13 protein-coding genes are annotated in these 12,738 nt (G+C 49.0%); 8 read left to right on the forward strand and 5 right to left on the reverse strand.

Features of this window, described 5'->3' with window-relative positions; translation table 11 throughout:
- Both NZ772_04600 and NZ772_04605 read right to left on the reverse strand, forming a co-directional pair.
- Positions 1 to 487, reverse strand: a 487-nt coding sequence (locus NZ772_04600) for a hypothetical protein (GenBank protein ID MCS6812838.1), incomplete at its 3' end; no start/stop codon positions are given.
- A gap of 2 nt (positions 488 to 489) precedes the next feature.
- On the reverse strand, positions 490 to 978 hold the full coding sequence (locus NZ772_04605) for a hypothetical protein (GenBank protein ID MCS6812839.1): 489 nt from the start codon (positions 976 to 978) through the stop codon (positions 490 to 492).
- Between the two features lie 147 nt (positions 979 to 1,125).
- Here NZ772_04605 and NZ772_04610 point away from each other — a divergent pair, with 147 nt between their 5' ends.
- The 6 genes from NZ772_04610 (at position 1,126) to NZ772_04635 (ending at position 8,070) form a co-directional block, all read left to right on the forward strand.
- The gene (locus NZ772_04610; GenBank protein MCS6812840.1) at positions 1,126 to 2,676 is read left to right on the forward strand and encodes an alpha-amylase; all 1,551 of its coding nucleotides are present in this window, start codon (positions 1,126 to 1,128) and stop codon (positions 2,674 to 2,676) included.
- 850 nt (positions 2,677 to 3,526) lie between these two features.
- A complete protein-coding gene (locus NZ772_04615; GenBank protein ID MCS6812841.1) occupies positions 3,527 to 4,207 on the forward strand; it encodes a 4-vinyl reductase in 681 nt (226 codons plus the stop codon).
- The gene (locus NZ772_04620) at positions 4,204 to 4,542 is read left to right on the forward strand and encodes a hypothetical protein (GenBank protein MCS6812842.1); all 339 of its coding nucleotides are present in this window, start codon (positions 4,204 to 4,206) and stop codon (positions 4,540 to 4,542) included. Before NZ772_04615 ends, NZ772_04620 begins: the two co-directional genes overlap by 4 nt.
- Before the next feature lie 84 nt (positions 4,543 to 4,626).
- Positions 4,627 to 5,103 carry a hypothetical protein gene (locus NZ772_04625; protein MCS6812843.1) on the forward strand — a complete coding sequence of 159 codons (477 nt, stop codon included), beginning with the start codon at positions 4,627 to 4,629 and terminating at the stop codon, positions 5,101 to 5,103.
- 38 nt (positions 5,104 to 5,141) lie between these two features.
- Entirely contained in the window at positions 5,142 to 5,798 is a 657-nt protein-coding gene (locus NZ772_04630; GenBank protein MCS6812844.1) for a 4-vinyl reductase, read from the forward strand.
- A gap of 361 nt (positions 5,799 to 6,159) precedes the next feature.
- Positions 6,160 to 8,070 carry a serine/threonine protein kinase gene (locus NZ772_04635; protein ID MCS6812845.1) on the forward strand — a complete coding sequence of 637 codons (1,911 nt, stop codon included), beginning with the start codon at positions 6,160 to 6,162 and terminating at the stop codon, positions 8,068 to 8,070.
- 26 nt (positions 8,071 to 8,096) lie between these two features.
- On the opposite strand, the gene larB is transcribed toward NZ772_04635, so the two are convergent.
- Both larB and NZ772_04645 read right to left on the reverse strand, forming a co-directional pair.
- Positions 8,097 to 8,879 (reverse strand): nickel pincer cofactor biosynthesis protein LarB, encoded by a 783-nt coding sequence (gene larB, locus NZ772_04640; protein ID MCS6812846.1) that lies wholly within the window; start codon positions 8,877 to 8,879, stop codon positions 8,097 to 8,099.
- Positions 8,880 to 9,002: 123 nt separating this feature from the next.
- Positions 9,003 to 10,547: a DUF3370 domain-containing protein gene (locus NZ772_04645; protein MCS6812847.1), complete on the reverse strand. Its 1,545-nt coding sequence runs from the start codon at positions 10,545 to 10,547 to the stop codon at positions 9,003 to 9,005.
- Positions 10,548 to 10,801: 254 nt separating this feature from the next.
- Between NZ772_04645 and NZ772_04650 the strand changes: the two genes are divergently transcribed.
- Positions 10,802 to 11,590, forward strand: coding sequence for a membrane-binding protein (locus NZ772_04650; protein ID MCS6812848.1), 789 nt, complete (start codon positions 10,802 to 10,804; stop codon positions 11,588 to 11,590).
- A gap of 4 nt (positions 11,591 to 11,594) precedes the next feature.
- On the opposite strand, the gene NZ772_04655 is transcribed toward NZ772_04650, so the two are convergent.
- Positions 11,595 to 12,056 (reverse strand): SRPBCC family protein, encoded by a 462-nt coding sequence (locus tag NZ772_04655; GenBank protein ID MCS6812849.1) that lies wholly within the window; start codon positions 12,054 to 12,056, stop codon positions 11,595 to 11,597.
- An 82-nt stretch (positions 12,057 to 12,138) separates the two neighbouring features.
- On the opposite strand from NZ772_04655, the gene purQ reads away from it, so the two are divergent.
- Positions 12,139 to 12,738, forward strand: a 600-nt coding sequence (gene purQ, locus NZ772_04660) for a phosphoribosylformylglycinamidine synthase subunit PurQ (GenBank protein ID MCS6812850.1), incomplete at its 3' end; no start/stop codon positions are given.

Here is a 12,738-nt window from a genome sequence, read left to right on the forward strand (position 1 = left end):
CATGCAGAAAACAAACGATAAAGCGCTCTTGGGCAAACCCTGTGAATTGATAGAAGGGCAAGGCAGCAAGGGCAGACGCTCTAGCAATGTGATTAGCAAGAAACCAGATTTCACCAATGCCAAAGCCTAGTCCTAGGGACAATCCGAACGGGATATAGGTGTGGGGATTAACCCGTCGCCGTAGGGCTGGAATCAGTAATGGTAGCAATTTGGCTGGTTCTTCCGTCAGAGGTGCGTACCACAGGGCAATAAATTGGTAAAGGCCAGGTTTAGCATCTAGCACAGTCACTAACCAACTATTCAGCGGCGATCGCACTAGGTAGAATGCCAGGGGTTGTAGGGGCAAGGTACACACGGCAGCCATCAGCAACCATTGCCGATCGCGACGATCGCTGAGTGCCCAAATCAACCAACCATAGAGACTGGCAGATATTAGCGTGGTGATTGCTGCCATGACATAAATACCTGAACCAAGGAGAGGATTCATGACTACACACAGAGTTGACTTGACCAGGTCTGATGTCCCCGATTAGGCTGGCAGCGACTTTGTACCCCTGCCCATACCACTTGCCACTGCCCATTAGATTGCCGCCTGAGTTCCAGGTAGTAGCGCAATCCTGCTACAGAATCGTCTGGTAACCCAGATTTTGTGAAAATCGCGATCGCAGTCATCTTGCTCCCGCCACCTTGGTAATCGATTTGCAGGGTTTCTGATTGGGGAAACTCATCCATAGAGGCAAACAGCCGATAAATCAACAGGCGCGGATCTCGATTGACTAGGGAGCCAGTGCGTTGCAAATCTCGGAGGGGAATTGGGCGAAAGTTTCGCCTCTCTACGCTGGGTGAGGCAACCTGGGCATGGAGATGTTGACTAGGTGTGCCCGCGAAAATCAGGCCACCCAGGGCGATCGCAGTCCAGAAAGCACAGAACCCTCGATTATTCATCATCGGAATACAGCTATAGAATTCCGCTGCCATTATCTGCCAGAGTTAAAACGATTGTCACGTTGATAATTCCCATACTGCTGTTATCCAGTTGCTAGGATTGTGCCAGCACTTGCATTACCCTGGTATGTGCTAACAATGCCGTAGGCCTCACCGTAGTGAACAGGAGATAATCTAAGGATGTCTGAACCAAATGGTGTCATGATGCAATACTTTCACTGGTACATACCAGCAGATGGCAGCTTGTGGCGCGAGCTGACGACACGGGCACAAGAACTAGCCAATGTAGGCATTACATCCGTTTGGTTACCGCCCGCCTATAAGGGCACAGGTGGTGCTTACGATGTGGGCTACGGTGTTTATGACCTGTATGACTTGGGTGAATTTGACCAAAAGGGATCAGTACGCACCAAATATGGCACTAAAGATGAATATATTGCAGCCATCAAGGCAGCAAAACGTGCTGGATTACGGGTCTATGCAGATGTGGTCTTTAACCATCGTTTAGGAGCTGATGCGATCGAAGAAGTAGAGGCAACACCCGTTGATCCCAACAATCGCCACCGCCCCATTGGCGATCGCCGCACCATCAAAGCTTGGACTCACTTCACCTTTCCTGGTCGCAAGGGTAAATACTCTGACATGGAATGGCACTGGTGGCACTTCGATGCTGTCGATTACAACGCCCATGAAGCAGATTTCCGCGCCGTCTATGTGTTTAAAGACAAGGCATTCGATGAAAAGGTCGATCTGGAGAAAGGTAACTTCGACTACTTGATGGGATGCGACCTAGATATGGACTCCCCCGAAGTCATTGCTGATCTCAAGCGCTGGGGAGAGTGGTATGTCACCACCACAGACATCGATGGGTTCCGCTTCGATGCAGTCAAGCACGTCCGGGCTGACTTTTTCTCCCAATGGCTCCAGCATTGCCGCCAGGTTTCTGGACGACGCTTGTTCGCCGTGGGGGAATATTGGTCTGACAATGTTGAGGCATTGCATTACTTTGTGAAGACAACTGGTGGAGATGTCACCCTCTTTGATGCACCCCTACACTACAACTTTAGTGAAGCCAGCAAAGCTGGAAAACACTATGACCTACGCACCATTTTTGACAATACTCTAGTACAAGACCAACCAGCCTTAGCCGTTACCCTTGTAGAAAACCACGACTCTCAACCCCTCCAGTCCCTAGAATCAGTCGTGGAATCTTGGTTTAAACCCTCGGCCTATGCCCTGATTTTGCTGCGGCGCGAGGGCTACCCCTGTGTTTTCTATGCTGATTACTACGGTGCTCACTACCGAGACAAAGGTCGAGACGGCAACGAGTATGAAATCTGGCTAGATAGTCACCGCTGGCTAATTGACAGGTTTTTGTACGCTCGTCGGCACTATGCCTATGGCGACCAATACGACTATTTTGATCATCCCAATACAGTGGGGTGGACGCGGTTGGGCAATGACGAGCATCCTGGTGGCATGGCCGTAGTACTCACCAATGGAGACAATGGCCGCAAGTGGATGGAGGTTGGTCAGCCAAATCGTACCTATGTGGATATCACGGAGCACATTAGTGAACCTGTGACCACTAATGATCAGGGTTGGGCGGAATTCCACTGTCCGGCTGGGTCAGTTTCCGTGTGGATACCTGCACCTATGGGTGACGATCGAGCGATCGCGGAGTTTCAAACACGTTTGCAATCAGTACCCGTTTGGGTGCCTACTGCATGACAACGCATCTTCCCCAGAAAAGGTGTCTAAGTAGCATTCACAAGTTTGAGAAGTGCTTACTACGTAAGGTGATAGCTACCTAACAATAAATGGCTCATTAGAGCATTTCTTATTTAGAAAACTTTACCTATCCTTCCGGGTAGCCCCTAAGACTAGATGAATGTCCAAATGATTAGGGTCGTAACTGCTCATCTAGATAGCTAGGTGTCACTTCTGCTTCTATAGAAGGGGCAATCCTAGTTGACTGACAAATCTTTTTTGTGGGCTGGGTTGAACAACGTGAAATCCAACATTAGCCTATGTTCTGTCGGGTTACACTATCGCTAACCCAACCTACAAGAGCATAAGAGTTTCGAGAGTTTTGTCAGGCAACCAAGGGGCCATCGTCATGCTCTAATCCCATTTCTCCAAAAGCCAGCTACATAACCTACTAGTTTGTAGTAAGAACTTGAGTCCTTATTACGAGCCATCTGTAGCGATAGTTTGGGAAACTGGTACAAAAGCAGATTCTGGATCACGTTGGTTCATAGTAACCAAGACTAGTGCTGGAACTAGCCGTAGTCTTTAATTGCACATCGTCTGCTGTTAGTTTGGGGTAAGGCTGGGAATAGTGAACGTAGTGACTAGTTCAATGTGCTGCCCAATTTAAGATTTATTTTTTAAGAGTGATGTAATTTCGTCATCATTCCCATCGCTTCGTTGAACATTAGGTGTTTATTAGAAATGTATTCCTAGCAATTAATGTCTTGCTTCTACCTACTGATGTCAATTAGCGTATAAATCAATTGGTTGATCACCCAATCTAAACCCTTAGCCTTAAACCTATAGACTCTTTACCTGTGAATGCCTTATGTCTACTCCTCTGAGCACAGTTCCCTTAAAACAAAAGCTGCCAAAAAAGCACAATCACTACGGTTTCCGTGACTTTTTTCACTTTGATCCCGATACAGGCAGAATAACTGACTGGAATGATAGTCAGAATGTTCTCACTAGCGAGGATTTTATTATTGGGCTAGTGGAAGGGTTGGAAGAGGAAGTTGGTGATGCTTCGGCAGCTATCATGTATACCATTGGCTGCGAGTGGGGGAAAAAGGACGCTTTCTTCTTTGAGAAGTGGTTTGAGAAGGAGTTTGATCGCAGCATCCGCCAAACTAACCTCATGTTTTTGCTAGAAACGTGGTGGTGGCCGTTTACCTCCCAAGGATGGGGTCGTTGGGAAGTGGATATGGGCGATCGTAAACAGGGCTTTATGTTCATCAACCTGTTTGACTCAGCGGTCGCCCGCACCCTTGGTGATGTTGGCAAGCCTGTCTGTTTTCTCTATGCAGGATTGTTCGCTGGCTTTTTTACCGAAATGGTTAAGAAGCAACTAAGCTGTATTGAAATTCAGTGCTACTCCATGGGTGAAACCTACTGTAAGTTCTTGCTGGGTGGGCAAGACCGGATTGATGCTGCCTCTTTCTGGCTAAATGAAGGTGCAACGGCCCGTGATATTGAAAAACGTCTGCGTGAAGGAGAGCGCCTACGATGAATGCAGCACCATTGGTCAGTATGAACGGCTCTGCACCCTTTACCCGCTCGTGGCTTCAGCAGTCAGTGCAGGAGTTTTTTTCTGGAATCAACTGGGAAGACAAACCCATTGAGATTTACGAACTATCACAAGGCTTAGCCGTAGGCACGCTTCAACATACACCTGACATAGCATTGAGCTTGTCGCTTACGGTCGGTCAGTTTATGGCAGCAATACCCTGGGATGGGGCAACGATCGGTGCTCTACCCGCAACACCCGCGTCTGTAGACGACGAATTTGATCCAGATAGTCCTGATAGCCTGACCCTAGAAGGATTTTCTGATCTGTTTGGCTAGGTCTAGCCTAGGATGCCATTGCGCGCTCTAAGGTTCACCAACCGTTGTTATTCGGAATTTTTATCACGCAGGAGTCTTCTCTATATGCATCCTCAAATTGAAGCTATTTTTGACGAAGCAGAAAACCGCTACCTGAAACCTGAGGAGTTGACGGTTCTCAATCAATATGTAGACTCGCTACCAGCACGCTTAGAGGTTTACCAAGTGTTGCGCGATCGGGAGTTAGAAATTATGCAGCCTGTAGCGGATCAACTCCAGGCTCAGCTACCCTCGGCAAAATCTAATGACCTAGAACGTAGCCTAAAAAATGCTCTATTAACTCTGCGATACTGCGCTATGGCCATGCTGCTCAACGACGAGTCCTTTGTGCAAGAGCGTCTGCTGAGCTGGCTGAAACAGAAAGCACAACTGTATAACACCCAAGAGATTGATACAGTTCTATATCGACTGTTGGATGAAAAGCTGGGTCAGTTTCTTAACCCTGCTCAAATTGGGCTATTAAGTCCATTTCTACAGTTGGCTAAAACCCAGCTTGTAGGTTTAACGAGTGCCCATGCTTAAATAATTTCCCTTTAGCTGTTTGCCCCTTGGTGAGACCTATGATTTCTGTTGCTGATCTATTGGTTGACGATCGCGTTCCAGGTAATTACTACGCTACCGATGCCTATGTCCGGGGTGACCTAGAGCTGGGGTTGCTCGAAAATCGCCAAGGCGATCGTCTGCTGGCGCTACCCTCCACCTTACTTCAGGGTATTTATGCAGGACTAGAAAAAGAAACTGGACAGGCGAGTCGCCTAGTGCTGTACAACTGTGGGCGCTGGTGGGGAAAGAGTTTCTACACCCGCTTCTGCGAAGAATTGACGGAGTATTACGGCATGCCGATCGCCGATATGGAAATGGCAGAGTTTTTACAGTGCCTAAAGCAGTGTTGGATTACCCACGGATGGGGTACGATTGAACTAGACCAAACTCACGTGAACCGAGGATTTCTAGTGATAGAGGTGCGGAACTGTGCCTTTGCCCAGCAAGCCATTACGCATGACTACCCCGTGTGTCACCTCATTGCAGGTGTATTGAGTGCCTTCTTCAGTCAACTTACGGGCAAAGAACTGTTCTGTGTACAGACCACCTGTGAGTCAATGGGCGCAGATTGCAACCGATTTGTTATCGGCTTAGAGTCTAGAGTCAAGCCTGCTGAAGAGCTAGTCGCCAAGCATCAAACCCACGACGCTATCATGGCGGCATTGACAGCTTAGCCCCTTACCTACAAATTGCAAATTGTGAGAGAGAGGGCACAGACAATAAAACCATTCATATTCTCGTGGCTGCTACTGATTAGTTAGCCTCAGGGAATTGACACGCAGCAGGCTCTTGTCGTCTTTGGATTACGATCATCCTGATTTCAAGCCCGTCTGCTCAGAAAAGAAGAAATTTCAAGTCTAGCTGCTGGCTATGTTGTCAGTGTTCAGAGAACGGGTACTCTATGGGTTACTGCCAGCTCAACATTGCTAAGTCGGCTACAAACTAGTGACTTCTAATTGTTCGTGACATTAGGTAGTTATGTTGAGTAAACCTGCCAACTTGTTCTTCTAGGTTGTCTGAAGAGTTCCTAACACCGTGGCACATCCATCTGCAAAAGAAGCAAAACGCTCGAAATATAGGCTTTTAGGACTAGTTGGGCATGGACAATTTGGTCAAGTATACTGTGCCACACATCGAACAACTGGGCATCTAGTAGCTCTAAAGAACCTAGAACATCAGCGCTTTCCAACCCACAAGTTCCTGCGAGAGCTTAGGTTTCTCCTCAGCTTACAGCATCGCAATATTGTTACCTGTGAAGCGTTGGAACACACGTCTACTGGCCGCCATCTGGTTATGGACTATTGCGAAGGCGGAACATTGCGTAGCCTAATGGAACGAGAAGGCTGCCTGAGCTTGGCCCAAGGGTTGAAGCTAATGGTGGATGTGTTAACGGGGTTATCCCATGCTCATCAGCGGGGGATAATTCACTGTGACATTAAGCCAGAAAATATTCTGTTAGCTGTGCAAGCAGATGGTTGGAGTGCTCGTATTTCTGACTTTGGCATTGCTCGTTTAAGCCAAGAGCTGAAAATGGAAGGAGGAGCGACTGGCTCACCTGCCTATATGGCTCCAGAGCGATTTTATGGGCAATATTCCCACTCGTCAGACCTATATGCTGTGGGAATTATGCTGTATGAGATGCTGGTGGGCGATCGACCCTTCTCAGGGATGCCTAGTGACCTGATGACTGCCCACTTGAACCAACCAGTGCATATTCCAGAGATTGTGCCAGCACCTCTGCATCCAATCATTACCAAATCACTGCAAAAGCTGGCTGCCCGCCGCTATAAATCAGCGGATGAGATGTTGGCTGATTTGCAACGATTACTGGCGACAGACGAGTTGATAGATAGCCTAGAGGGTGTGCGCCTGCCACTGTTACCCCAGGGAGAAACGATCCAAATTAAGTTTTTTCGCAGTCAATTGTGGGAAAAACTGACTGCCCCTGTGCTAGCCATGATGGTGATTCCGGAGAAGCCAGACATTTCACCAGCTTGGCTCTATCGAGCAATAAAAACCGCTTCAGGCTGTCAACTTACCTTTCAACCTGGAGAACCAACCACTAACCCTAAGTTTCCCTTGCTGCACAATCTTGCTGAACCGATTCGAGAGCTGGTAATTCGGCATCAGGGTTGTTTTGCGATCGCCTCGCGCTCAATTTATTTAGTTACCCATCCCCATCAGGTTCGTGGTAGTGATGATCAGCATTTGCTACTGCCGAGGCGACTGGTGCAACTGGATACAGACTTTCAGGCAGCGATCGACCCCCAAGGCCGTTGGATTGCTACAGTGTTATCCTACCCGCAGGCATCTCAGAGTTTCTTGACCGTTTGGCGATCGTCAAACTCCAGCCAATGGGAGCTAGATCGAATTCGGTTGACAAAGCCCATGACGTGTCAAGCAGCCCAACCATCTGGAGTGATTGCATTAGACTCGCGCCACGTTGCTGTTATTTCTACCATAGCTGCCCATCAAGGAACCCAAGCAAGTGATAGCACATTGATTGAAGTATTTACCCGTCGGGGAACAGAAGTTGGCAGTTGGCGCTTGCCCATTCCTACTCAGATGCCCGTTAGTAGTCACCGTCCTTACCGTTTAATTGCTGTTGATTGCACAGAACCTTACTCAGCCCTGTTGATTGATGTCAAGCCTCCACGGGTTTTACGGGTACGTCTAACGTTGCAGCCCGTACTGATAGCTGCCATGCCATGGGGCTATGTACTAGTGGATCACCAGGGGCAAATTTCCCTAATTGATGAAGATGGGCTGCAAGTTGGTCAAATTGCACCCCCAAAAGACATGATGACAGATGATGCTACTAGGGTGACGGCGATCGCCCCCCTGACTGTCTCCCAGATCTTGCTAGCCACATGGAGTGAACCTGAGCAAGCTGGTGTGCTCCACCATATCAATCTCCAGGACTTTAACCTCGACTTTTTGTTCTAGGGATTCACTCGTTGGACAGTAGACAGCTATGAGGATTGCTGATGAAGACGCTGTGCCGATCGTAGGATTTGACAAGCCAACATCGCTGCACCAAAGCCATTGTCAATATTAACGACACCCACGCCAGCAGCACAGGAATTGAGCATCGCCAACAGGGGAGTGATGCCGTTCAGATGAGCGCCGTAGCCGATACTTGTAGGCACAGCAACTACTGGGCAGTCTACTAGGCCAGCTACTACGCTAGGCAAAGCGCCCTCCATGCCTGCAACGACAATCAAGACATGGGCAGCGGCGATCGCTTGCCGATGGCTCAATAGCCGATGTAACCCAGCAACACCTACATCCCAAAATCGCTGCACTCGAAAACCACACAACTCGGCTGTAACGGCAGCTTCCTCTGCTACTGGCAGATCAGCAGTGCCCGCAGAAATTAGCCCGATCGTACCCGGATGAGTAGGGCCGAGGATAGGAGGCCGCAGCGCACAAATGCGAGCATTGGGATAATAGTCTAGATCTGGAATCTCCCCGCGAATATGATGATATACCGTTGGTTCAATACGAGTTGCCATAACTAAAGAGTTACGCTCTCGCATCGCTTTAATGATAGTGACCAACTGACTTGGGGTTTTGCCTATGCCCCAAATTACTTCTGGGAAACCAGTTCTTAGACTACGATGGTGATCTAGATTGGCTACGTTAGCGATCGGCTCAAAGTCGAAATACTTCAGCTTGTCTAGGGCAACTGCTGGGTCGATCGTGCCTGCTGCTACTGCATCTAAGAGGGTTTTCAGCGCTTCTGGTTGATTCATAGAGTAGTCGTCCTGCAACAAGAATAAACAGCAAAATGGCCATTGGAAAATGCCTGCCCTTTTCTCCAAGACTATTCTTGCCTCTTCACCACTATCCTATGGGCACCGTAAATGTAACTGTCTCTACTGGTCAAGTGTGGTTACAGTCAAAACCTGGGGTGGCGTAGCATCAGCCGGGTAGAGGAAGTCAACCTCAACCGATGTACGACTACCGGCTGGCATAGTTAAAATCAACAGCGGCTCTCCCTGTTGTCCGCGTTTTTGCACTAGGTGGAAAAATCGAGTCTCAGTGCCACCTCGCCCATCTGCAAATCGTAGCCGCACTGTGCCCCGGAAAAATACTCGCTCTTCTGGCGGGTCATAGAAAACTAAACCACCTTTGGTTTGGTCTTCCTTGAGGGGGGTTTGCACCGATATGGTGACTCGCTGGGTCTGGGGTGTGGGGTTATAGAGCGGTAATGTCAGGTTATATTCAACGCCGTAGTTGCCGTGGGCTTGATAGGCCGTATCTGGGTAACGCACAATCAGCGGTGCGGTTTGAATTTGCCCTGTACTGAGTCGTCCTCGGTAAAGGGTATTAAGTCCGTAGGAGAATGAATGACCACGTCGAGGAATGGAGAGATAGTTTACCGAGGGTTTGTCCGTAAGAATGGCTGTCCATTTGGATCCCAAAGATACACCCGCCACACGCCCGTAGGTAAAGCGATCAGCTGGCTCTGTAGACATACCTGTCTGCTGGCTCAGGGGTGTTGGCACTAAATCGCGGGGGGTTACTAAGTCACCATTGATGAGAAGTTGCTGCCAGTCTTCAAACGTAGGTGGACGCTCTGTGCCATCTGGGTTACGCGCTGCATATAACGCCAAGTTGGCAATGTATAGCGGGCCATCACTGGCAACTCGCATTAGGGTCGATCGTGCATTAGACGCAGGCAAATCATCGTTAAGCTTATCACCTACAGGAATAGGTAAGTTCATTAACAAGTGGCTCTGTCGAGGTGGGATTACAATCGTCGGTTGCCAAATCCCTTGTCGTCTGCCCCGCAAAATGTCATTGGCAACTCGGCTGCCCGGTCCTGCGTAAACACGGCCAATTGGATCCTCAACGTAGGGAGGCAGTGTAATGAATATGGCATCTGGACGTGTCAGATAACTAGCAGCCTGCAAGATATTCAGGGTCACAGGGCGATCGCTAGGGTTATAGAGCAAAATACCCTGAAACAAACTAGTGGGATCACCAGGTGCTCTCACCCTAGACACGTGATGGGTAAAAATATCAAACCGCCCTTGAAACGCATAGTTCAGGTGGGCATGTGGCGATCGCATTCCCTCTGGTGGAAACGTAGACAGCAAAATGCCTGATTGCTGAACGACCTCAGGGCTATTGCTGTTAAATACAGGAACATTGTCCAGTTGTCCTGGTAACCGACGCATCTCCTGTGGCTGCATGATTTCCTGAGGTGGTAACGCTCGCATGGCTGGCGGCAGCAAGTCTTGAGGTGTGATGACATCCGATGGCGGTGGTAACCGCATGGGCCTAGAAGGTGTTGGTCTTGCTTGCCCTACGCTAAACGACTGGGAAGTTAGCGGTTGTGCTGCCAGGGGAGGAGATGATGGAGTAGCCAGCGGAGAGACTAATACTTCAGGAACAAGAGCAAACAAAAACAACATGAGCAAACCGGATTAGAACTCGACAAGGGTGGATAAAACAGTGGTTTAGCCAAGAACAGGCTATGCTTTTTACCTGGCTACTTTAGTCCAAGAACCCTAACGATCAAAACCGCTGATAATCGGGATAATTCTTGCTAAAGTAATCCAGGTTAATGCCACCTACTTGAGGCACTTAATTTTGCCACGTTTTTGCAGCATTCGCGAGGCTGAATAGGTTCACGATTGCATTGATGAAGTTGAAAGGTTATCAGGACATGACGAGGATTCAAAGGCCACTGGATTTGCGACGGAGCACGATCGTCATTGGCAGCTTGCTAGCCAGCGTGATGTTCATTGGTCTTGCCAGAGCAGACTCACCCAACACTCCCCCTAGTAGCCGCTGTGATGGTTCAATGCAAGGCCAACTTTTAAACGGTCCTGGTGTGTGCGTATTCTCTAGCGGCAATCGATTTGAAGGACAATTTCGCAACGGTAAGCGCCATGGCCCCGGTACATTTATTTACCGAGACGGCACTCGTTGCCAAGGTCTCTTCGTCAACCAGCATTTATCCGGCCCCGGACGGTGTACGTTTCCAGATGGCAGCGTCTACGAGGGAGAGTTCTCAGATAGCCAGATTCAAGGTAAGGGTACCCTCACTTATCCAGATGGCAGCAGTTGCACTGGCTTTTTTCGCAACCAGACACTAGTTGGGCAAGGACGCTGTATCCTGGCCAATGGCAACGAATATAGCGGCAACTTTCGCAACGGAATTCGGTTTGGGCAAGGCACGTTTACCTACGCCAATGGCACGACATGTGAAGGGCAATTTGTCAACCAGTTATTGAACGGACAGGGGAGTTGCAGCTTTCCCAGCGGCAATCGCTACGTGGGAGAGTTTCGTAATGGCGTAAGCCATGGTAGAGGTGTGTTTATTTTTAGTGATGGTGCACGGCTAGAGGGAACATGGCAAGATGGCAAGTTTGTGCCACCACCCGCTAATAATAGCCCCACCAATAATAACCGACCTAGCCCTCGGAATGGCTCTCCGCCCCGCGATCGCTAGTGCACTACAGACGCTCAGCCACCTGCTTAAGGCGCTGGAGTTGAGCATTCATGTCCTGTTGTGTCCAGCCCGCAGCGATTATTTGAAACCCGATTCGCACTAATGGATTGGGAATTTCAAACTCAAAGCGGTTCAGGAGCAGAGTGCCTTTGTCTTGGGGTTGACATTCCCAACGATCGCGCCCTCGGAAGAAACCATCAAATCCCCATACAATCAACCCCGGTGCTCGTTCAACCACAACACTCTCCAAGGTTGGCTGTAACCAGGGAATTTGGATGACAAAGCGGCTTTTACTGCCAACATCAACAGACCAGTCCCCTACTGGATCGCAGCGCAAGAGTGGATTTAACCATCGGTGCATTAAGGCATGATCGGTCAAACAGCGCTCCACTGCGGTTGCTGACGTGTTAATTTGAATAGACTGCTCAAAAACGGTCACTGGCTTAAGCATGGCTGGATCAGGCATGGTCAATTCTTTCCTGAACTCCAGCCTACCTCGATTTGCCATTGCTGTTTTCTACAGTCGTGCACACTCTAGCGTTACTGTTATGAATGTTGGCATTATTGTCTTTCCTGGATCCAACTGCGATCGTGATGTTGCTTGGGTGTGGCAAGAGTTGCTCCAACAACCTACAAGGATGGTTTGGCACGGGGACGACGATTTATCAAATCTTGACCTAGTGGTTATCCCTGGAGGCTTTAGCTATGGAGACTACTTGCGATGCGGAGCGATCGCTCGCTTTTCTCCAGCTATGCAAGCTGTTCGTCACCATGTTGATCAGGGCAAGTGGGTGTTGGGAATCTGTAATGGCTTTCAAGTGTTAACGGAAGCAGGCTTGTTACCAGGAGCACTTGTGAAAAATCGAGATATGACGTTTATTTGCGATCGTGTCTACCTGCGCGTAGAAACCAACCACTTACCTTGGACGCGGGCCTATCAGACTGGTGAAGTTATCACACTTCCGATCGCCCACGGTGAAGGCAACTACTACGCTGATGTAGATACCCTGCAAGAATTAGAAACAAATCGACAGATTCTCTTTCGATATTGCAGCCCAACCGGAGAAATCCTGGATCGGGATAATCCCAATGGTTCTCTAAGAAACATTGCTGGTATCTGTAATCGCCATGGCAACGTCCTGGGTATG

The sequence above is a fragment of the Cyanobacteriota bacterium genome (genome assembly GCA_025054735.1).
Taxonomy (GTDB): Bacteria; Cyanobacteriota; Cyanobacteriia; order SKYG9; family SKYG9; genus SKYG9.